Origin of the sequence: Streptomyces sp. NPDC059785 (assembly GCF_042732375.1) — a bacterium.
GTDB lineage: Bacteria > Actinomycetota > Actinomycetes > Streptomycetales > Streptomycetaceae > Streptomyces.
Map to the genome: position 1 here is coordinate 228,127 of NZ_JBHWHV010000006.1, position 19,652 is coordinate 247,778.

Here is a 19,652-nt window from a genome sequence, read left to right on the forward strand (position 1 = left end):
CATGTATCACTCGGTCGATGAGGCGCCCAGTCGTGCGGCGCGGGGCTTGTCCGTGGCGCCTGTGGCGTTCGCCGAGCAGATGGGGGTGCTGGCGGACCGGGGGTTCGAGCCGGTCACCACCGCTCGGCTGGCCGCGGCCTGGCGCGCGCCCGCACGGGTCCCGCTCCCCCGGCGTCCGGTCCTGATCACCTTCGACGACGGTTACGAGAGCGTGCACCGGCACGCGCTGCCCGTGCTCGCCCGGCACGGCTTCGCGTCCACCCTGTTCGTCTCGACGGGCTGGCTGCGCGGCCCGTACGACACCGGCGGCGGCCTCGACACCATGCTCGACTGGGACCAGGTGCGCCGGCTCGCCGCCGGGCAGGTCGAGATCGGCGGGCACAGCCACACCCACCCGCAGCTCGACCAGCTCGCGGACGCCACCCTCGACTTCGAGCTGCGGCACTGCGCCGAGATCATCGCCGCCGAACTGGGCACCCGCCCGGTGTCGTTCGCGTACCCCTACGGCTACTCCGACCGCCGGGTACGCGCGGCGGTACGGGCGGCGGGCTTCGCCCAGTCGCTCGCCGTCGGCAACGGCCTCGCACGCCGCCGGCAGGGACCGTACGCCCTCCAGCGGATCACCGTGCGCCGCGCCACCGGGACCGAGGAGTTCGGACGGCTGGTCGAGGGCCACGCGATCGGCCGCGCCTTCGCCGGGGACCGCGCCCTCACCAAGGCGTACGCCCTGGTCCGCAGAGCCCGTCAGATCCGCCGGAAGGCCATCGGTACCCGTGTCTGAGACGACCACCGCCCAGGCAGGCACGCCCGCGCCCGAGGCGCCCCGGCAGCAGCCGGGGCGCCGCCTCCGCCTGCCCGGCCGGGGCCGGAGCGGGGGCGAGGGCGGAGGCGGCGGCAGCCCGCTCTTCCGCAACGCCTACGCCCTGATGCTCAACACCGGCATCTCCGCCGTGCTCGGCCTGGGCTACTGGCTGGTCGCGGCCCGCTACTACACCGAGTCGGCCGTCGGCCAGGGTTCCGCGGCGATCGCGGCGATGAAACTCCTCGCGGGCCTCGCCGCCGTGACCCTGACGGGGGCGCTCGCCCGCTTCATCCCGGTCGCCGGACACGCCACCGTACGCCTCATCGTCCGTACGTACGCGGCCAGTTCGGCGCTCGTCGGGCTCGCCGCCGTCGTCTTCCTGCTCACCCTGCACGTGTGGGGACCCTCGTACCGCTTCCTGCACGGGCCGCTCCACGGGCTCGGCTTCATCCTCGCGGTGGTCGCCTGGTCGCTGCTGACGCTCCAGGACGGGGTACTGACCGGGCTGCGCAGCGCGCTGTGGGTGCCGGTCGGCAACACCGTCTTCTCGGCGGTGAAACTGGTGCTGCTGGTCGCGTTCGCCGCGGCGATCCCCACCACCGGGGTCTTCGTCTCGTGGGTCGCGGCCATCGCCGTGTCGGTGGTGCCGCTCGGCTGGCTGGTGTTCCGGCGGCTCGCGCCCCGGCACGCGGCCGGGACCGCCGGCCGCACGGAGCCGCCGACGGTGCGGGAGATCGGCCGGTTCCTCGCGGGCGACTACACCGGCTCGCTCTTCTCGCTCGCCGTGGTCTACCTGGTCCCGGTCATCGTGGCCGCGCAGGTCGGCTCCGCCGACAACGCGTACTTCTACATCACCACCACGATCGGCGGCACCGTCAACCTGCTCGCCATCAACATGGGTGCCTCACTGACCGTCGAGGGCTCGCACGACCCGGCCCGCCTCGCCGCCAACACCCGCGCCGCGCTGCGCCGGATGGCGCGGATCATGCTGCCGGTGTGCGCGGTGATGTTCCTCGGAGCACCGCTGATCCTGCGCGTCTTCGGCGCGGGCTACGCGCAGGCCGCGACGCCGCTGCTGCGCTGGTTCGCGCTGGGCGCGCTGCTGCGGGTCGTGATGGAGACGTACTTCGCGGTGCTGCGCGCGCAGAGCCGTACCTCGGGACTCGCCTACCTTCAGGGCCTGCTGTGCTTCCTGGTACTCGGGCTCACGGTGCTGCTGCTGCCCCGGATGGGCCTGGCCGGGGCGGGCGTCGCGGAGGTCTCCAGCCTCACGGTGATCGTGCTGATCGCGGCGCCGAGGCTGTACCGCGTCGTGCGCACCGCGCCGCCCGCGGCCGTCCCCGAGGACACCGCGCCGGACGGGGACCTCTCCGACCTGGGCGGCCTGGACGCCCCCGCCGTGAAGCCCCGCGCGCCTCGGCAGCGCCGGCCCGCGTGGGCGCTCGACTCCGACACCCTCAGCCTCGGCGTACGCGCCGACTTCGACCACCAGGAGCGGCGCCCCGACGTCCGCCCGGGCCCGGGGACTCCGCCCGCCGGGACGCCCACCGGGGCGCCTTCCGGGACGCCCGCCGAAACGCCTGCCGGGACTCCCGCCGCCCGGCCCGGCCACCGGCCCGGCCACCGGCCCACCTGGGCGCTGCGGGTGCCCGGGACACCGGGTGCGTCGACGCACTTCGGCCTCCCGGTGGAGGAGCGGGAGCCCGGCTCGGAGGCGTCACTCGGCCCGGCCGAGGCGGCGGCCGGGGCGACAGCCAAGGCAGCGGAGGCGGCCGGGGCGACAGCCAAGGCGGCGGAGGCGGCCGGCGTGGCGGAGGCGGCCGGAGTGGACGCCCCCTTCGCGGCCCACGAGACGGTCCTGCCGGGGAACGCCGGACCGGGACACGCCGGGCCGGGACGCGCCGGGCCGCCAAGCGCCGGACCGGGGAACGCCGCCCCGGCCACCGAGGCGACCGCCCCAGCCGCACCGGCCGCCCCCGCCGCACCGCTACTCCCAAAGCTCCCCCGTCCCTCCCGCCCCGTCACCGTCCTCGGCTGTCTGCTCGCCCTCGCGCTGCTCCTGTACTGGGTGCCCGCGCTCCGTCTCGGCGAGCCGGACCTCGACCGGATGGGCGGCCTCGGGCTGATCTCCGTACTGCCCCTGCCGACCCTGGCCGGGGCCGCGCTGCTGATCGCGGTGTTCGCGTCGCTGCTCTGGCCGGCCCGCGAGCACCGGGTACTGCTGGCCGCCACCCTGCTCGCCACCGTCGTGTCGCTGCACGCGCTGCCCGCCGTCCTGGAGACCGAGCCGCGGTTCGCGACGGCCTGGCAGCACCTGGGATTCATCGACTACATCGACCGGACCGGCGACGCCGTGCCCGACCTGGACGCGCGCTGGAGCTGGCCGGGCTTCTTCGCCGCGGCCGCGTTCGCCGCCAGGGCGTGCGGGGTCACCGACCTCACCGAGGTCATCCGCTGGTGGCCGGTGACGATGCAACTCCTGTACCTGGCGCCGGTGTTCCTGCTGGTGCGCTCGATGCGGGCGAGCTGGCGCGCCAAGTGGACCGGCGTCTGGATCTTCGTGCTGAGCGGCTGGGTGGGCCAGGACTACTTCTCGCCACAAGGCTTCACGTACCTGCTCTATCTGGTCTTCGTGGCCGTCCTGCTGGTCTGGTTCCGGGCGCCGCGCATGCTGTGGGGTGGCGTGCGCCCGGGCGAGGCGGAGGTCGAGCCGACCGACCGGCGGCAGCGGGCCGTGCTGCTGCTGGTCCTCGTCGGACTGTTCGCGGCCACCGTGCCCGCCCACCAGCTCACCCCGTTCGTGATGCTGGGCGCGGTCGCGGCCCTCGTCCTGGCAGGCCGCTGCGAACTGCGCGGCCTGCCCGTCCTGTGCGCCGTCATGGTCACCTTCTGGATCGGCTTCATGGCCGAGCCGTACTGGTCGGGACACTTCGACGAGCTGTTCGGCGGGGTCGGCGGCATCGGCGGCAATGTGTCGACGTCCGTGACCGGGCGGATCGGCGGCGGCAGTACGGGCCACGAGCTGGTGCTCTACGCGCGCGTGCTGCTGGCCGCCGCTGTCCTGGCGCTGGCCGGCTGGGGCTGGTGGCGGCGTCACGACCACAAGTACCGCGAGCGCTCCCTGCTCGTCCTGGCCTTCGTCCCGTTCCTGGGCTTCGGCATGCAGTCGTACGGCGGCGAGATGGCGCTGCGCGTCTTCCTGTTCGCGCTGCCCGGCGCCGCGCTGCTCGCCGGGCTCGGCCTGTTCCCGCGCACCGGCGCCACCGTCACCGAACGCGAACGCGAGCGGGTGAGTCTCGCGCCGCTCGCCGCGCTTCTCGCGGGCCTGGTCCTGGTGACCGGCTTCCTGATCGCCCGATGGGGCAACGAGCCCTTCGAGCGGATCAAGCCGGGCGAGGTCGCGGCCATGGAGTACGTGTACGCGCACGACGACCCGACGGTACGGCTGCTGTGGCTGAGCGAGGACACGGTGAACAACGTGACGCCGTCACTGCCGTGGGGCGCCCGGGACATGGAGAAGGTGCAGTACGTGCCGACGCTCGCGCCCGTCGACCCGGTGCTGGTCTCCGGGCTCGTCAAGGCGCTGAGGAACGCGGGCCCGAACTCGTACCTGATGGTCAACCGTGGTCAGGTGGTCTATCTGCGACTGAACGTGGGCTACTCGGCGGCCTGGGAGTCCCGGCTGATCCGCCACCTCGACGAACGGCGGGAGCTGACGAAGGTCTTCGTCAACGGCGACGTGACGATGTACGCGCTGCGGGAGCCGCCGGAGGGCGCGGTGCAGCGGGCGGCGCCCGGGCCCGTCGGGCCGCAGGTGACGTGGACCGCCTGGACGGTGGTCGGCGCGCTCGCGGCGCTCGCACTGGTCGTGCTGCTGACCGCGCGGGAGACCGTCCGGGTCGCGGTGGCGCCGGGCGTACGGCAGCTGCGGTGGCTCCAGAACACCTTCTGGTTCTCGCTGCCGCTGCTCGCGGTGCTGCTGGCCGCGCTGGTCCAGCGGTTCACGACACTGGCGTGAACGCGGCCGTACGGACTGTGCGGACGCGACGGTACGAGCTGCGTGGCCCCGGCGGTACGAGGTGCGTGGCCGCGGCCCTGCGCGGTGCGTGAACGCGGCCGTGCGTACTGCGGTGGCTCATCTGTCGAGCCATTTCACCTCGTACGCGGCCAGGTCGAACCGCCGGCCGTCGACCTCGGCGCTGATCTTGCGGTCGCGGGTGTTCACCACGAGGACGGCGTCGTCGTCGGCGAGGACACGGACATCGGCCCGGTCGTCCGCGGCGACGGCGGCCTTCCGGTACTCGGTGCCGGGCGGGAACTCCGTGCCGAAGCGGGAGACGAGGCCGAACATCGGCATGGCCCGGCCGCCGTCGTCGTTGCCGGTCGGGGTCCACAGGCACCCGGGGCAGTCGGGGCCCTTCTCGTCCTCCGGGTTCCAGTAGAAGCCGGTGGAGACGCCGCCGCGGGCCAGGGCGATCATCCCGGCGGCCTGGACGGCGACCCGGTGGGTCTCGGACCAGCCCTTGCGGTCGTCGGCGCCGTCGGCCGGCTCCACGTAGTACTCGGCCCACCACAGCGGCAGACCGTGCGTCCGCGCGCGCACCCACTCGCTCACGGCCGTGAACTTGTCGGTGGCCGCGAACTCGTCCGGCAGCAGGTCGTCGTCCCGGGTGTAGCTGGAGCCGTCCACGACGACGAAGTCGGCGCCCGCCCGGTGCTTGTTCCAGTAGCCGAAGGCGTCCAGGACGCGCTGGTCCACGGCGCCCCAGGCGCCCCGCACGGCCGTCGACGCGTCCTGCTCCTGCCGCGGGTCGACGCTGTCCATGACCAGGTAGGGGCCGCCGACCATGATGTCCCGGTCGACCTTCTTCAGCGCCCGGTAGACCAGGTTGTACAGCTCCGTGTAGCCCTCGTAGTCCCAGCGGCTCCCGGAGTCGTCCCAGAAACCCTTGAACTCGTTCCAGACGACGAAGTGGCGTACGTCCGGATAGCGTCTGGCGACGGTCGCGGCGAGCGCGGCGAAGTCCTTGTAGTGGGCGCGGTCCGGGGCGGTCTCGAGCGCCGACCGGCTCCAGTCGGTGTGGGCCGCCCCCGGCCTGCCGCCCTTCATCCAGTCCGGGGCGCAGCACAGGGTGACCACGGGTGTGCCGCCGGAGGCGCGGACGAAGTCGATCCGGCGGTCCAGCTCGTCGAAGTCGTAACGCCCCTTCGACGGCTCGGGGTTGCCGACGCCCCAGCCCATGATGTGCTGGTTCTGCGGCATCGACCGCCCCGACAGCAGCTTCTCCACGCGCGCGTCGGCGGCGTCGCCGCCCTCGTCGGCGCTGTACTGGGTGTGCGTGAACCCCCAGCCCACGTCCGGTCCCCCGGCGCCGTGCGGGCGGGCCGGGGTGCCGTGCACCTTGTCCCCGTCCCGGGTCGTCCCCGCGGTGCTCCCGCTGTCACCGGACAGGGTGTTCAGCAGGGTCACGGCCAGGGCCAGCGCGGCCGCTCCCACACCGAGCAGCGCGATGAGCCGCCACCGCCCCACCCCTGAATACCACCCATGACGTCCCATCAAAGGTCACACTATCGGGGTCAATCGGACGCGGAACAGGTCCGGTGACGCACATCCGGGACCGGACGGAGCGGGCCTGAGGGACAGGAAAGGCGCACCGGGAGCAAAGGGCGCAGCAGACACTCGGGGCACACCGCGGAAACCGGGTGCACGGCGCGCCCGCGTGGCGGATCATGGGCGGCATGTCCGCGAACCCACACGACGTTCTGCCGATCCGGCTCAACGTCGACGACAGCGACTCGCCGTCCGACGTCGTCGACGCGCTGTTCCTCGGCCGCTTCGCGACGGGCGAGCAGCCGCACTCGCACTCGGCGAACATCGACCGCGTGCGTTCCGGCGTCACCCTCCTCCCGCCGAACGCGCGGGTGCTGCGCTCCGCGCGCGACGACGACCGCAGCGCGACCCTCGCCGAGGGCGACGGCTGGACGCTGCTGGTGTCCCGCTGGAACCGCGGGGCCGACGTCACCGTCACCGCCACCAGCGCCGAGCTGGCCGCGAAGATACTCGGCCAGGCCACGGACGGCGCCGCCGACGAGCCCGAGCCCCAGCCGGAGAACGTGACCATGGGGTTCTGGTACGTCTCGCCGCGGCGCGGCCCGCACCGCACGACCCGCCAGATCTCCGCGGGCACGTGGGAGGAGGTGCGGGCGAACTACACGGCGCCGGTGGCGGACGCGATGGACCGGCTGATGAAGACGACACCCGAGGACATCGCGGGCCGGCTGCTGCTGCTCCACGGCCCGCCCGGCACGGGCAAGACGTCCGCGCTGCGCACGCTGGCCCGCTCCTGGCGCGAGTGGTGCCAGGTGGACTGCGTCCTGGACCCGGAGCGCCTGTTCAGCGACGTCGGCTATCTGATGGACATCGCGATCGGCGAGGACGACGCCGGCGGGAAGGGCCGCTGGCGGCTGCTCCTGCTCGAGGACTGCGACGAACTGATCCGCGGCGAGGCGAAGCACACGGCGGGCCAGGCGCTCTCCCGGCTGCTCAACCTCACCGACGGCCTGCTGGGCCAGGGCCGCAACGTACTGGTCGGGGTCACGACCAACGAGGATTTGGAGCGGCTGCACCCCGCCGTCGTCCGCCCCGGCCGCTGCCTCGCCCGCATCGAGGTCGGCCCGCTGACCCGCCGCGAGGCGGTCACCTGGCTGGGCACGGAGAAGGACGTACCACGCGAGGGCGCGACCCTGGCAGAGCTGTACGCCCTCCGCCGGGGGACGTCGCCCACGGCGGTACCGGGGCAGCGGGACGAGGCGGACGCGGGGTTGTATCTGTAGAGCCCTCCGGCGCCCGGCAGGGGCGCGGGAGGGCTCAGGGGCGCGGGGCTGTGTTCATATGCGGCTCCGCCGCGTGGGCGCGCCCAGCCACGACGAAGCCGCACCCGCCCACGGCACAGCGCGGCACTCACAGTGGAGCGGGGTTGAGCGTCACCGGGGTGACGCTCAACCACGCTCCCCGTAAGCCGCACGCAACGCATCCCGCACGGCATCGCGCGCGGCGCCCTCCGCCAGGCCGAGGCGGCGCACGCGCTCCGCGTAAGCCGCCGCCGCAGCGGCGGCCTCCCGCTCGGCCGCCGCTCCCGCCGCGGCGATCACCGTCCCGTTGCGCCCACGGGTCTCGATCACCCCGTCCGCCTCCAGGGCCCGGTACGCCTTGGCGACCGTGTTGGCGGCGAGGCCGAGGGACTCGGCGAGACCGCGCACGGTGGGCAGCCGGTAGCCGACGGGCAGCGCTCCCGACCTGGCCTGTTCGGAGATCTGGGCGCGCACCTGCTCGTAGGCCGCGGCCCCCGCGTCGATATGGATCTTCAGGGTCACAGGGCGATTGTCCTCCAGAAGCGCCCGGGAAAATGAGAGGCACCCGGTCATGGCGGCGCCGTAACGTGCGGCCCCATGACTGTGATCGTGCGTGATCTGCGTACCGACGACCGGCGGGACACCGAGGGCTTCGCCCTGGTGCGCCGCCTCGCCCTTCCGTTCATGCTGGCCACGGCCGAGTCCGTGGCGCACTCCGTGACGCACGCGCACCCCGACGCCCACTACCGCGCCCTCGTCGCCGAGGAGGACGGCGAGGTGATCGGCACGGCCCAGACCGGGCTGGCGTACGACAGCCCGGAGCCCGGTCAGGGCTATCTCAATGTGTACGTGCGCCCGGACCGGTTCGGGCGCGGCGCCGGCACGCTGCTGACGCGCACCGCCGAGGGACAGCTCGGCGCGCTGGGCGCGAAGCGGCTGTTCGCCTGGGTGCTCGACGCACCGGAGAACCGCGCGTTCGCGGAGCGGCACGGGTACCGCGCCAGCCGCTCGGCGCACTTCCTCCGCCTCGACCTGGCGAACGGCGCCCTGCCGCCGCGCCAGGAGCTGCCGCCGGGCGTCGAACTGCGCACGGGCGCGGACTTCGCCGACGACCTGCGTCCGCTGTTCCAGCTGGACGCGGAGACGATGAGCGACGAACCGAGCGATGTCGGCGTCGAGTTCGCGGACTACGACGCGTGGCTGAAGGACACCTGGCAGGCGCCCATGTTCAGCCCCGAGCTGTCCTCGGTGGCGGTGGTCGACGGCCGCCCCGCCGCGTTCAGCCTGGCCCGCACCGACGACGGCACCCGCTACGGCACCGTGATGACGGGCACCGGCCGCGCCTACCGGGGCCGGGGCCTCGCCAAGCTCGCCAAGAACGACTCCCTGCACCGGGCCCGCGCGGCCGGCTTCACGGAGGCGTTCACCGGCAACGACACCGGCAACGGGCCGATGCTGGCGATCAACAAGTGGTTCGGCTACGAGGTCTGCGCGTCGGAGGTGCGCTATGTCCGGGAACTCGGCTGAGCCGCCGCCGGTGCCGCAGGTCGAGGTCGTCCTCCGCAAGTCCGGCCGTACGAAGATCCGTTACCACGCCGGGCTGCTGCGCGACGACGGGACCCGGGTCACCGTGCGCGCCGCCTGGGCGGGCACCGGCGTCCGCGACTTCGGCTTCGTACGCTTCGAGCCGGGCGACGTCTTCACCGAGCACTACTGGCGCGACCGGTGGTACGCGGTGAAGGAGGTCCGGGACGCGGCGGGTGAGCTGAAGGGCTGGTACTGCGACGTGACCCGGCCGGCCGTGGTGACGGACGGTGAGATCGTCGTGGAGGACCTCGACCTGGACCTGTGGCGGTCCGCGGACGGCGGGACCGTACTGCGCCTGGACGAGGACGAGTTCGCCGAGAGCGGTCTCGCGGCCCTGGATCCGCCGGCCGCGGCGGCCGCCGAGGCCGCCCTGGACGAGCTGGAACGGCTGGCCCGCGACGGCGGCTTCGCACGGCTGCTCACCGGCTGAGGGAACGGAATGGCTCACCGGCTGACGGTGCGGACCAGCTCACCGGCCGACCGGCACGGACCAGCTCACCGGCCGACCGGCACGGACCAGCTCACCGGCCGACGGTACGGACCCGCTCACCGGCCGACCGGTACGGACCCGCTCACCGGCCGACGGTACGGACCCGCTCACCGGCCGACGGTACGGACCCGCTCAGTGGCCGACGGTACGGACCCGCTCACCGGCTGACGGTGCGGCACTGGTCCCCGGCTGACGGCACGGACCCGCTCACCGGCCAGCCGGCACGCGCGCGTAGTGATGGCTCTCAGACCACCGCCACCACCACGTACCGCTCGTCCTCGACCGCACGGCCCCACAGCGCGGGGTCGTCCGAGAGCCGCTCCACCCGGAGGTCCCGGACGAGCGGTGCGAGCAGTCCGGTGAGCCGGTCGGCCGGTATCCCCACCGGGCTCGCCGTCCCCCACACCCCCTCGATCAGCACCAGCCGGCCGCCGGGCCTGAGCAGCCCGTGCCAGTGGCGCAGCACGCGGGCCGGGTCGGGGAGCGTCCACAGGACGTGGCGGACCAGGACAGCGTCGAACCGCTCCTCGCCGACGGGCGGTGCCGCCGCGTCACCCACGAGGAACACCGCGTCACGCCCGGCGGTCTTGGCGCGGGCGAGCGCGACCATCGGAGTCGAGAGGTCGACGCCGGTGACCCGGTGTCCCCGCTCGGACGCGAGGAGCGAGAGGCTGCCCGTGCCGCAGCCGAGGTCGAGGACGTCGCCCGCGCGCTCCGGCAGCCACCCGCGCAAGCGGGCGGCCCATGCCCGGCGTACTACGGGATCGCGCAGCCCGTGGTCCGGTTCGTCATCGAATGTCGCCGCCTCCGCGTCTCAATCCAAGGCCGCCGACGTTTCGAAGTCCTTGTCAGTGGTCATGTCGCCAGGGTGACACCCACCACTGACAGCCGGATCGTGACAGCCGCCACTGACAGATGACCGCCCGATGAGCAACGCTCCCGCAACGGGTCTACCTCCGTGGAATCGCGGAACCCGGTAGACGCAAGGAGGCAGCCATGCGCCGTGTGACCATGCAGAAGCCCCTGAAGAGGTCGGACTCGCGCCGAGTGCGCGACGAGTCCGACGAGCGCCGCCAGGACCGCCCGGAGATCCGCAAGGACATCCAGCGCACGTGGTGGCCGGACAGCTGAACCGCCTCCCCCGTCCGGCGGACGGCCCGCTCCCGTCGGCGGAGCGCTCCCGTCAGCCGAGCCGCTTCCGGTAGTGAACGCGGTCGTACGGACCGTCGACCCGGCGTTCCACGACCTCGTAGCCGTACTTCGGATAGATCCGCTGGTTCTCCCGCATGAGCGCGTTGGTGTAGAGCCGGACCTCGGGCAGTCCGAGCGCACGCGCGCGTGCCTCCACGAAAGCGAGCAGCCGTCCCCCGACGCCCTTCCCATGGGCGTCGGGGTGGACGGCGACGCTGTCCAGGAAGAGGTGGTCCGCCCGCGCCTCGATCACGACGAGGCCGGTGACCGGCTCGCCCGTCACGTACACCCGCCCCGCGGCCACGTCCGCCGCGTGATCGGCCTCCATGGGCGCGGGCACCACACCGATGCGCTCGATGTACGGACGGTAGGCGGCGTCGGTCACGGCGCGCACGGCGGGCACGTCCGGGGCGGCGGCCGGCCGGATCCCCGTCCCCTGTGTCCCCCGCGCACCCGAGTCGTTCGGGGCGTCGGTCATACCCGGAACGGTAACCGCCCGAGCGCCGCAGTGGCACGTACCTGAGCGCAGCCTCAGCGCTCCCTTAACCGCACCATAAAGATCGCCGCCCGCCGCTCCCAGCAGGCGAATTCGCGGTTCCTTGGGGCTAGCTTGCTGCTCGCCCCCACAGTCCAGGACCGCTTGTCGAGGAGTTCCCATGTCCGCTCGCCGCAAGGCCGCCGCGTTCGCCGCCGTCGCTGCCGCCCCGCTCGCCCTGACCGCGCTCGCCGCCGCGCCGGCCGTCGCGCACGGCACGATGGGCGACCCCGCGAGCCGGGTCTTCCAGTGCTACGCGGAGGGTCCGGAGAGCCCCGACTCGGACGCCTGCAAGGCGGCCGTCGCGGCCGGCGGCACCCAGGCGCTCTACGACTGGAACGGCATCCGGATCGGCGACGCGGGCGGCAGGCACCAGGAGCTGATCCCGGACGGCGAGCTGTGCAGCGCGGGCAACGACGAGTTCAAGGGCCTGGACCTGGCCCGCGCGGACTGGCCCGCGACGAGCGTCGGCAGCGGCTCGTACACCTTCAAGTACCGGGTGACCGCCCAGCACAAGGGCACCTTCACCGTGTACATCACCAAGGCGGGTTACGACCCGTCGCAGCCGCTGGCCTGGGACGATCTGGACCTGGCCAATCCGGTCGCCACCAAGACCGACCCGGTGGCGGCGGACGGCTACTACACGTTCTCGGGCACCCTGCCGGAGCGCAGCGGCAAGCAGCTGCTGTACGCGGTGTGGCAGCGCTCGGACAGCCCCGAGGCGTTCTACTCCTGCTCGGACGTCACGTTCGGCGGCAGCGGAAGCACGGGCACGGGGTCAGGCACCACTACGAAGAGCGAGCCGTCCGCCGCCCCGGCCGCCTCCGCGCCGTCGGAGGAGCAGATCGCCGCCGGTGCCGACAAGTCGACCGTGCAGCACGACGGGCACGGCACAGACGACGCCACGCACGACGCCGGTTCGCACGAGCCGGCCACCGCGGAGGCGGGTGCCGCCGCGACGGAGACGACCGCGAACCAGCCGGAGACCGACGGTGCCGCGCAGGACCTCGCCGAGACCGGCGGCTCCCCCACCACCTCGTACGTCGCGGTCGGCGGTGCCGCCGCGCTGGCGATCGGCGCCGCGGCGCTGTTCGCCTCGGTGCGGCGCCGCGCGGCGACCGGCGGCCGGCACAGCCGCTGACGCGGCGGCGGCTTACGCGGAGCGGCTCACGAGGGGGGCGGCTCACGGGGCCGCACGCGGGGGCTGTCCGGCGGCTCAGGCCGGGCAGCCCCCGTCCGCGCGCCCGGCCCCCATCGGCCCGGACCCGGCCGGTTCAGCCGAGCGCGGAGGCGCAGGTGGTGGCGGTGGCGTGCGCCGGGTCGAGCGCGTTGGCCACCTCGTGGTGGGCGATCCGGTCGGTGAGCCCGATGGTCACGTGCTCGGAGAGGTCGACGGCGCACAGGTTCTGCAACAGCACGTTGCGGACGTCGGCCCCGCTCAGGAACTGCGAGGCGTACGGCGTGACCACCTCGTCGTACTTGGTGGCGATGACCGTGTAGTGGACGCCGGGGACGGTGTCGCCGCCCGCGTTCAGCTTGGTCAGGAAGGCGGAGCCGGCCACCTGGTCGGCGAGTCCCGGTGTCTTCTCGGACAGCAGGTCGGCGGCGCCGGGGAAGTACGGCAGGAGCTTGGTGAGTCCGTTGAGGGTGGTGCCGTGGTTGTCGGGCGCGATGCCGACGAGGGCGTTCACCTTGGCGGCTCCGCCGAGGAACTTGAGGTAGTAGCGCGGCATCATGCCGCCCTGCGAGTGGCCGACGAGGTCGGTCTTGGCCGCGCCGGTCGCGGCGAGCACCTTGTCGACGAAGACCTTGAGCTGTCCGGCCGACTCGTCGATGGGGCCGAGCCCGTTGAAGAGCGGGACGCCGGGCAGTTGTCCGTAGTCGAGCGAGTAGACGCAGTAGCCGCGGGCCACCAGGTAGGGCGCGAGGGAGAGCCAGTTGTCGACGGAGTTGCCGAAGGTGCCGTGGACGAGGACGACCGGGTGGGGGTGGCTCGCGGAGGGTTTGCAGGAGTAGTTGTTCCAGCCGCTGGTGGGGGCGGTGGCGGCCCGGGCGGTGACGGCGGGGACGGCGGTCAGGGCGGCGGCCAGCAGCAGGGCGGCCAGCGGTCTGAGGGCTCGCTTCCAGGGCAGCATCGGGTGATCTCCTTGCGGCTCATGGGAGGTGCGACGGCGCAGGCCCTGTGATCCGGATCACGAGGATGCTGTTCACTTGTAAAGTTACGGGCGAGTAGTGCAAGTGTGAAGTTACGCGTCAGTAAAAAGTCCCCGTGTCGATCGGAGCCCGTGATAATCGGGCCGCGCGAGTCACCAGACGGGCCTGAGCGGGCCGTGGGGCGCCAGTCGCGTCAACTGGCCCCGCAGCCGCCCCGTTTCCTCCTCGCCGAGCAGTTCGGCCCACGGCCGGACGGCCTCCGCCGCGGCCTCCTCGGCGGCCCGCGTGCAGGCCCACCCGCGCTCGGTCAGCACGACGAGGCGGGCGCGGGCGTCCACCGGGTGCGGGCGGCGCTCGACGTAGCCCTTGCGCACCATCTCGTCCACGAGCTGGCCCGCCGCCTGCTTGGTGACCCCCAGATGGGCCGCGAGATCGGTGGCCGTGGCCCCGTCCGGGGCGAGCCGGGCGAACGCGAAGCCGTGCGCGGGGCGCAGCCCCTCGAAGCCGCGGGCGACCACGCCCGCGTGGATGCGCTGGGTCAGCTCGCCGGCGGCGGCGAGCAGTGCGGTGGACAGAGCCATGGCCTCGGAGTTCTGCACGGGAGCATTGAAACACCCTTGACTCAACGGTCAAGCAGCTTGACCATATAGTCAAGCTGCTTGACCATTTGGTCGGCCGCTGTCGGCCGGTCACGCCCACCCGGAGGTCCGCCATGCCCGTAGTCCGCCCGTCCGAAGCCGTCGTCCACGAGATCCACGGCGCCCGCTTCGTCTCGTACGCCGCTCCCCGTACCGGCAGCAAGGAGCTGTGCGCCTGGCGGGGCGAGATACCCGCGGGCACCAAGGCGCCCGCGCACACCGTGGACCGCGAGGAGATCTTCCATCTGCTCGCCGGTGAACTGCTGGTCACGCTCGACGGCCGCACCGAGCGGATCACCGCGGGCGACACCCTGATCGTCAACCCGGGTGCCACGCTCGGCGTCGAGAACCCCACCGACCGGACGGCGGTCTCCTGGGTCACCACGTCCATCGGCCTCCGGGCGGAGTTCGCCGACGGCACCCGGCTCAGCCCGCCCTGGGTCAACTGACCCCGCGCAGGCCCGCGTCGGGCTAGCCCGCGCTTCCCGGGCTCTGGTGCCACAGCTTCTTCATGCCGGCCGTGGGGCCCTCGCCCGCGGGACGCAGGTCCGCCCAGGGGTGCATCTCGTACCCGGTGGACATGCGGATACCGCGACTTCGCATCGGGTCCTGGGCGGCGGAGCCGGTCGGGCGGGGCAGGCCGTCCGAGCCGGCGATCCTGGCCCGGTACGGTCCCTCGCCGTCGCCCCGCGCGGGGTCGCCGGTGCCGTCCCGGGCGGTCACGGGCGGTTCCGCGAGCCGGGCCGCGACCCCGTCGAGCCCCTCCTCCCGGCGTATCTCCGCCAGTTCGGCGAGGTTCCAGGCCGCCGCGCCCACCACGCTGAAGCTGCGCGGACCGCGGCGCTGGACCACCCCGCGCACCAGCAGCAGCCAGGAGTGGAAGACGGTGTGCGCGCAGGTGTCGTGGGAGTCGTCGAAGAAGGCGAGGTCGACCAGGCCCGTGCCGTCGTCGAGGGTGGAGAAGATGACGCGCTTGCCGGAGCGGATCGGCGGGGTCTGGGTGGCCGCCTTGGCGCCCGCGACCAGGACCGTGTCCCCGTGCCGCGCCTCGCGCAGCCGGCGCGCCGTCAGCACACCGAGCTCCGCCAGGAACTCCCGGTGGTCGTCCATCAGATTGCGCGAGGCGTCCATGGAGAGCACGCCGAGCTCGGCGCTGAGCCGCTCGGCCGGGGAGAGGTCGGGCAGCCCGGCCGGTGCGGTCCTGTCCCCTCCGGACAGCGGGAGCTGGTCCCCCCGGCCGCCGCGGGTGCCCCGGTGCAGCTCGGTCAGGTGCAGTCGCAGGTCGCGGCGGTTGGCGCCGAAGGCGTCCAGCGCGCCGACCTGGGCGAGCCGTCCGGCGAGCGGCCGGCTCGGCCGGGCCCGCTCCCAGAAGTCGAGCAGCGAGGCGTACGGCTGCCCGGCCTCGATCCGCGCGGCCTCGGCCTCGCTGATGCCGTGCACGTCGGAGAGGGCGAGCCGGACGCCCCACGTCCCGGACTCCCCCTGCTCGGACACCAGTTCGATGCGATGGGCGACCGCGGACCGGTTCACGTCCAGCGGCAGGATCGGCACCCCGCGCCGCCGCGCGTCCGCGAGCAGCAGCCGCTTCGGGTACATCCCGGGATCGTGCGTGAGCAGCCCGGCGTAGAACGCGGCCGGGTGGTGGGCCTTCAGCCACGCCGACTGGTACGTCGGCACGGCGAAGGCGACGGCGTGCGCCTTGCAGAAGCCGTACGAGCCGAAGGCCTCGACGATCTCCCAGGTGCGCTGGATCGTGTCCGCGTCGTACCCCCTGGCGGCGGCGTGCTGGGCGAACCAGAAGCGGATCCGGCCCTGCGCCTCCTCGTCGGACAGCCCGCGCCGCACCCGGTCCGCCTCGTCGCGTCCGCAGCCGGTCATGATGTCCACGATGTCGATGATCTGTTCGTGGAAGACGACGACTCCGTAGGTGTCCCGCAGCGGTTCCGCCAGGTCGGGATGGGGGAAGCGGACCGGGGCCCGGCCGTGTCTGGCTTCGATGAACGGCCGCACCATGTCGGCGGCGACCGGTCCCGGCCGGAACAGCGAGATGTCCACGACGAGATCGTGGAAGGTGGTCGGCTGGAGCCTGCCGACCAGGTCCCGCTGTCCGGGCGACTCGATCTGGAAGCAGCCCAGCGTCTCGGCCGACCGGATGAGCCGGTACGTGGCCGGGTCGCCCGCGGGCACCGCGTCCACGTCGACGGGCGTACCCGTCGCCCGTTCCACCTCGGCCGTCGCGTGCGCCATCGCGGACTGCATCCGCACCCCCAGCACATCGAGCTTGAGCAGCCCGAGCTCTTCGACGTCCTCCTTGTCGAACTGCGACATGGGCAGCCCCTCGCCGCTGGTCGGCACCACCGGCGTACGGGCGAGCAGCGAGGCGTCGGAGAGCAGCACCCCGCACGGGTGCATGGCGACGCCGCGCGGCAGCGCGTCGAGCGCCTCGACCAGCTCCCAGAGCCTGCCGTACTTCTCCTGCTCCCCTGCCAGCTCGCGCAGCTCGGGCAGTTCCGCCAGGGCCGCGCGGGCGTCGCGGGCCCGGATGTGCGGGAAGGACTTGGCGATCCGGTCGATGTCGGCCGGGTCGAGGGAAAGGGCGGCGCCCACGTCGCGGACGGCGTGCCGGACCCGGTAGGTCTCGGGCATCGCGACGGTCGCCACGCGTTCGGTGCCGAACCGGTCGATGATCGCCCGGTACACCTCGATCCGGCGGGCGGACTCCACGTCGATGTCGATGTCGGGCAGCACCGAGCGGCGCTTGGACAGGAAGCGCTCCATCAGCAGCCCGTGCTCGACGGGGTCGGCGTGCGCGATGCCGAGGAGGTGGTTGACCAGGGAACCCGCGCCGGAGCCGCGCGCGGCGACCCGGATGCCCATCTCCCTCACGTCGTCGACCACTTGGGCGACGGTGAGGAAGTAGGAGGCGAAGTTGTGGTGGGCGATGATGTCCAGCTCGTGGTGCATCCGCTCCCAGTACGCGCGCCGGCCCGCGTAACCGCGCCGCACCATGCCCGCCGTGGCGCGCGAGGCGAGGGCGCGCTGCGCGGTGCGTCTTCCGGCGCCGACGAGGTGCGGTTCGGGGAAGTGGACGGTGCCGATGCCGAGGTCGTCCTCCGGGTCGACGCGGCACTCGGCGGCGGCGGCCCGGGTCTGGTCGAGCAGCCGGCGGGCGGTCTCCCGGCGGAATCCGGCGGCCTGAACGATCCGTTCGGCGGCGGCCAGCATGGCGTCCGCGTCCTTGAGCCAGGCCTCGCCGCTGTCGAGCCCGCGCCGGGGGTCCACGGGGACGAGGCGCCGGGCGGCGTCCAGGACGTCGGCGACCGGGCCCATGCCGGGGTCGGCGTACCGGACGGCGTTGCTGAGCACCGGCCGCACGCGCTGTTCGGCGGCGAAGCCGACGGTGCGGGCGGCGAGGCGGAGGGAGCCGGGTCCGGTGCCCTCGCGGCCGTGCCAGACCGCCTCCAGGCGGAGGCCGTCGCCGTACCTCTCCCGCCAGGGTGCGAGGAGCTTCGCGGCCCGGTCGGGGCGGCCCGCGCCGAGCGCGCGGCCGACGTCGGAATCGGGGCCGAGGAGGACGGTCAGACCGTCGCCGTGATTGTCCGCCCAGGGCAGCAGCGGCCCGTCCGCCCCTCCTTCCGCTCCCGTGGCGTACGACGCCGTGATGATCCGGCAGAGGTCGGCCCAGCCGGCCGCGCCGTCCCGGGCGAGGAAGGTCACACGCGGCGCCGACTCGTCGACGAAGGCGCCGCCGCGGACCGGGGCGCGCCGCTTCTCCGCGCGCCCGGTCTCCCCCACCGCCAGCTCGGCGCCGAACAGCGGACGGACGCCGGCCCTGGCGCAGGCCTTGGCGAACCGGACCGCGCCGGGGACGCCGTCCCGGTCGGTGAGCGCGAGGGCGTCCATGCCCCGCTCGGCGGCGCGCTCGGCGAGCCGCTCCGGGTGCGAGGCGCCGTAGCGCGCGGAGAACCCGGAGACGGTGCGCAGATGCGTGAATCCCGGCACACGCGCCTCCCGTACCCGATCCGTATCCGTCCGCGTCCGTGGCCCCGGCCGAGCCCTCGAACATCAGTTCCCCAACTGTCCCACCTCCACCATAGACCATTTTCGAACAGATGTACGGCATCCGTTCGGACCCTTCCCACCTGCGCAAACATCACCGTCCCGGGAGCGTGGGGCCATGGCGCACACATCCCCCGGTGAACAGGCTTCCCCCGGCGAGCAGGCACCCTCCGGCGAGCGGACGTCCTTCCTGACCGAGGTACGGGACGCCGTGACCCCACGGGCCACACTGCTCGTCGTCGGAGTGATCGCCCTCCAGCTCCTCTTCATCGCCTCCTACGTGGGCGCGCTGCACCACCCGAAACTCAAGGAGGCGCCCTTCGGGGTCGTCGCGCCGCGCTCGGCGGCCGAGCGGACCGTGGCGGAGCTGGAGCGGCTGCCGGGCGACCCGCTCGACCCGCGGGCGGTCGCCGACGAGGCCACGGCGCGCCGGCAGATCGAGCAGCGGGACCTCGACGGCGCCCTGGTGGCCGACCCGTCGGGCGGCACGGACACACTGCTGGTCGCCACCGGCGGCGGTACGGTCCTCGCCGACGCGCTGTCCACGCTCACCGCCTCCCTGGAGACAGACCAGGGGCGCACGGTCAGGACCGTCGACGTGGCCCCCGCCTCCGCCCGCGACTTCAACGGCCTCTCGTCCTTCTACGTGGTCGTCGGCTGGTGCGTGGGCGGCTATCTGTGCGCGTCGATCCTGGCGATCAGCGCGGGCGCCCGGCCCGCGGGCCCGCGCCGCGCGCTGATCAGGATCGGCGCGATGGCCCTGGTCTCGGTGGTGGGCGGACTCGGCGGCGCCGTCATCGTGGGGCCGGTCCTGGGGGCGCTGCCCGGCAGCAGCTGGGCCCTGTGGGGACTCGGCGCGCTGATCACCTTCGCGGTCGGCGCGGCGACCCTCGCCCTCCAGGGCGTCTTCGGGATCGTCGGCATCGGGCTCGCCATCCTGCTGGTGGTGATCGCGGGCAACCCGAGCGCGGGCGGCGCCTTCCCCCTGCCGATGCTGCCGCCCTTCTGGCGAGCGATCGGCCCGGCCCTCCCCCCGGGCGCCGGCACCTGGGCGGCCCGCTCGATCGCCTACTTCCGCGGCAACGACGTCACCGCGTCCCTGCTGATCCTCTCGGCGTGGGCGGCGGCGGGCGTGGCGGTGACGCTCCTGGCGGCGGCACGGCGCAGCGCCCTGGAGGGGCGCGGGGAACTGCGCGACCAGCCACGACGGACCCGCGGACGGACACCGACCCCGTAGCCGCGGCACCGGACCCGCGGACGGACACCGACCCCGTAGCCGCGGCACCGGACCCGCGGACGGGGCACCGGTTCGCGCGCCCCGGAACCACGGAGCCCGGCCTCCCG

The 19,652-nt window shown here is 73.6% G+C and carries 15 protein-coding genes and 1 pseudogene; 9 read left to right on the plus strand and 7 right to left on the minus strand.

The features are described 5' to 3' along the window. Nucleotide 1: 1 nt before the first annotated feature. Both ACFV6E_RS07105 and ACFV6E_RS07110 read left to right on the plus strand, forming a co-directional pair. Entirely contained in the window at nucleotides 2–781 is a 780-nt protein-coding gene (locus ACFV6E_RS07105) for a polysaccharide deacetylase family protein (protein ID WP_385459754.1), read from the plus strand. Continuing rightward, the gene (locus ACFV6E_RS07110) at nucleotides 774–4,820 is read left to right on the plus strand and encodes a lipopolysaccharide biosynthesis protein (RefSeq protein ID WP_385459756.1); all 4,047 of its coding nucleotides are present in this window, start codon (nucleotides 774–776) and stop codon (nucleotides 4,818–4,820) included. Before ACFV6E_RS07105 ends, ACFV6E_RS07110 begins: the two co-directional genes overlap by 8 nt. A gap of 117 nt (nucleotides 4,821–4,937) precedes the next feature. Here ACFV6E_RS07110 and ACFV6E_RS07115 read toward each other — a convergent pair whose 3' ends face one another. Further along, nucleotides 4,938–6,359 (minus strand): xylan 1,4-beta-xylosidase, encoded by a 1,422-nt coding sequence (locus ACFV6E_RS07115; RefSeq protein ID WP_385459757.1) that lies wholly within the window; start codon nucleotides 6,357–6,359, stop codon nucleotides 4,938–4,940. Nucleotides 6,360–6,541: 182 nt separating this feature from the next. On the opposite strand from ACFV6E_RS07115, the gene ACFV6E_RS07120 reads away from it, so the two are divergent. Continuing rightward, a complete protein-coding gene (locus tag ACFV6E_RS07120) occupies nucleotides 6,542–7,636 on the plus strand; it encodes a DUF5925 domain-containing protein (RefSeq protein ID WP_385165903.1) in 1,095 nt (364 codons plus the stop codon). Nucleotides 7,637–7,801: 165 nt separating this feature from the next. Here ACFV6E_RS07120 and ACFV6E_RS07125 read toward each other — a convergent pair whose 3' ends face one another. Then, nucleotides 7,802–8,176, minus strand: coding sequence for a GntR family transcriptional regulator (locus ACFV6E_RS07125; protein ID WP_385165901.1), 375 nt, complete (start codon nucleotides 8,174–8,176; stop codon nucleotides 7,802–7,804). 75 nt (nucleotides 8,177–8,251) lie between these two features. On the opposite strand from ACFV6E_RS07125, the gene ACFV6E_RS07130 reads away from it, so the two are divergent. After that, a complete protein-coding gene (locus ACFV6E_RS07130) occupies nucleotides 8,252–9,181 on the plus strand; it encodes a GNAT family N-acetyltransferase (protein ID WP_385459759.1) in 930 nt (309 codons plus the stop codon). After that, nucleotides 9,162–9,671, plus strand: a complete 510-nt coding sequence (locus tag ACFV6E_RS07135) for a DUF402 domain-containing protein (protein ID WP_385459761.1) — start codon at nucleotides 9,162–9,164, stop codon at nucleotides 9,669–9,671. Before ACFV6E_RS07130 ends, ACFV6E_RS07135 begins: the two co-directional genes overlap by 20 nt. 304 nt (nucleotides 9,672–9,975) lie before the next feature. Here ACFV6E_RS07135 and ACFV6E_RS07140 read toward each other — a convergent pair. Further along, nucleotides 9,976–10,545 (minus strand): annotated as a pseudogene (locus tag ACFV6E_RS07140) (class I SAM-dependent methyltransferase); the annotation flags it as partial. Between the two features lie 182 nt (nucleotides 10,546–10,727). Between ACFV6E_RS07140 and ACFV6E_RS07145 the strand changes: the two are divergent. After that, complete coding sequence (locus ACFV6E_RS07145; RefSeq protein ID WP_385165894.1) at nucleotides 10,728–10,862, plus strand: hypothetical protein; 135 nt, start codon at nucleotides 10,728–10,730, stop codon at nucleotides 10,860–10,862. Nucleotides 10,863–10,914: 52 nt separating this feature from the next. On the opposite strand, the gene ACFV6E_RS07150 is transcribed toward ACFV6E_RS07145, so the two are convergent. Beyond that, the gene (locus ACFV6E_RS07150; RefSeq protein ID WP_385165893.1) at nucleotides 10,915–11,400 is read right to left on the minus strand and encodes a GNAT family N-acetyltransferase; all 486 of its coding nucleotides are present in this window, start codon (nucleotides 11,398–11,400) and stop codon (nucleotides 10,915–10,917) included. A gap of 178 nt (nucleotides 11,401–11,578) precedes the next feature. On the opposite strand from ACFV6E_RS07150, the gene ACFV6E_RS07155 reads away from it, so the two are divergent. Then, the gene (locus ACFV6E_RS07155) at nucleotides 11,579–12,598 is read left to right on the plus strand and encodes a lytic polysaccharide monooxygenase (protein ID WP_385165892.1); all 1,020 of its coding nucleotides are present in this window, start codon (nucleotides 11,579–11,581) and stop codon (nucleotides 12,596–12,598) included. Between the two features lie 133 nt (nucleotides 12,599–12,731). On the opposite strand, the gene ACFV6E_RS07160 is transcribed toward ACFV6E_RS07155, so the two are convergent. Together ACFV6E_RS07160 and ACFV6E_RS07165 are read right to left on the minus strand one after the other, a co-directional pair. After that, complete coding sequence (locus ACFV6E_RS07160) at nucleotides 12,732–13,592, minus strand: esterase/lipase family protein (RefSeq protein ID WP_385459763.1); 861 nt, start codon at nucleotides 13,590–13,592, stop codon at nucleotides 12,732–12,734. A 171-nt stretch (nucleotides 13,593–13,763) separates the two neighbouring features. Continuing rightward, nucleotides 13,764–14,210 (minus strand): MarR family winged helix-turn-helix transcriptional regulator, encoded by a 447-nt coding sequence (locus ACFV6E_RS07165; RefSeq protein ID WP_385459765.1) that lies wholly within the window; start codon nucleotides 14,208–14,210, stop codon nucleotides 13,764–13,766. Between the two features lie 113 nt (nucleotides 14,211–14,323). Here ACFV6E_RS07165 and ACFV6E_RS07170 point away from each other — a divergent pair, with 113 nt between their 5' ends. After that, nucleotides 14,324–14,698 (plus strand): cupin domain-containing protein, encoded by a 375-nt coding sequence (locus tag ACFV6E_RS07170; protein ID WP_385165888.1) that lies wholly within the window; start codon nucleotides 14,324–14,326, stop codon nucleotides 14,696–14,698. A gap of 22 nt (nucleotides 14,699–14,720) precedes the next feature. On the opposite strand, the gene ACFV6E_RS07175 is transcribed toward ACFV6E_RS07170, so the two are convergent. After that, nucleotides 14,721–18,251: a DNA polymerase III subunit alpha gene (locus tag ACFV6E_RS07175; RefSeq protein ID WP_385459767.1), complete on the minus strand. Its 3,531-nt coding sequence runs from the start codon at nucleotides 18,249–18,251 to the stop codon at nucleotides 14,721–14,723. A 175-nt stretch (nucleotides 18,252–18,426) separates the two neighbouring features. Between ACFV6E_RS07175 and ACFV6E_RS07180 the strand changes: the two genes are divergently transcribed. Continuing rightward, nucleotides 18,427–19,545 carry a DUF3533 domain-containing protein gene (locus ACFV6E_RS07180; protein WP_385459769.1) on the plus strand — a complete coding sequence of 373 codons (1,119 nt, stop codon included), beginning with the start codon at nucleotides 18,427–18,429 and terminating at the stop codon, nucleotides 19,543–19,545. Nucleotides 19,546–19,652 lie beyond the last annotated feature (107 nt).

What these genes read in the sequence shown, in the direction of transcription:
- ACFV6E_RS07145 (WP_385165894.1), top strand. Translation starts at nt 10,728, where the DNA reads ATGCGCCGTGTGACCATGCAGAAGCCCCTGAAGAGGTCGGACTCGCGC.
- ACFV6E_RS07105 (WP_385459754.1), top strand. Translation starts at nt 2, where the DNA reads ATGTATCACTCGGTCGATGAGGCGCCCAGTCGTGCGGCGCGGGGCTTG.
- ACFV6E_RS07180 (WP_385459769.1), top strand. Translation starts at nt 18,427, where the DNA reads ATGGCGCACACATCCCCCGGTGAACAGGCTTCCCCCGGCGAGCAGGCA.
- ACFV6E_RS07170 (WP_385165888.1), top strand. Translation starts at nt 14,324, where the DNA reads ATGCCCGTAGTCCGCCCGTCCGAAGCCGTCGTCCACGAGATCCACGGC.
- ACFV6E_RS07135 (WP_385459761.1), top strand. Translation starts at nt 9,162, where the DNA reads ATGTCCGGGAACTCGGCTGAGCCGCCGCCGGTGCCGCAGGTCGAGGTC.
- ACFV6E_RS07115 (WP_385459757.1), bottom strand. Translation starts at nt 6,359, where the DNA reads ATGGGACGTCATGGGTGGTATTCAGGGGTGGGGCGGTGGCGGCTCATC.
- ACFV6E_RS07120 (WP_385165903.1), top strand. Translation starts at nt 6,542, where the DNA reads ATGTCCGCGAACCCACACGACGTTCTGCCGATCCGGCTCAACGTCGAC.
- ACFV6E_RS07130 (WP_385459759.1), top strand. Translation starts at nt 8,252, where the DNA reads ATGACTGTGATCGTGCGTGATCTGCGTACCGACGACCGGCGGGACACC.
- ACFV6E_RS07150 (WP_385165893.1), bottom strand. Translation starts at nt 11,400, where the DNA reads ATGACCGACGCCCCGAACGACTCGGGTGCGCGGGGGACACAGGGGACG.
- ACFV6E_RS07160 (WP_385459763.1), bottom strand. Translation starts at nt 13,592, where the DNA reads ATGCTGCCCTGGAAGCGAGCCCTCAGACCGCTGGCCGCCCTGCTGCTG.
- ACFV6E_RS07155 (WP_385165892.1), top strand. Translation starts at nt 11,579, where the DNA reads ATGTCCGCTCGCCGCAAGGCCGCCGCGTTCGCCGCCGTCGCTGCCGCC.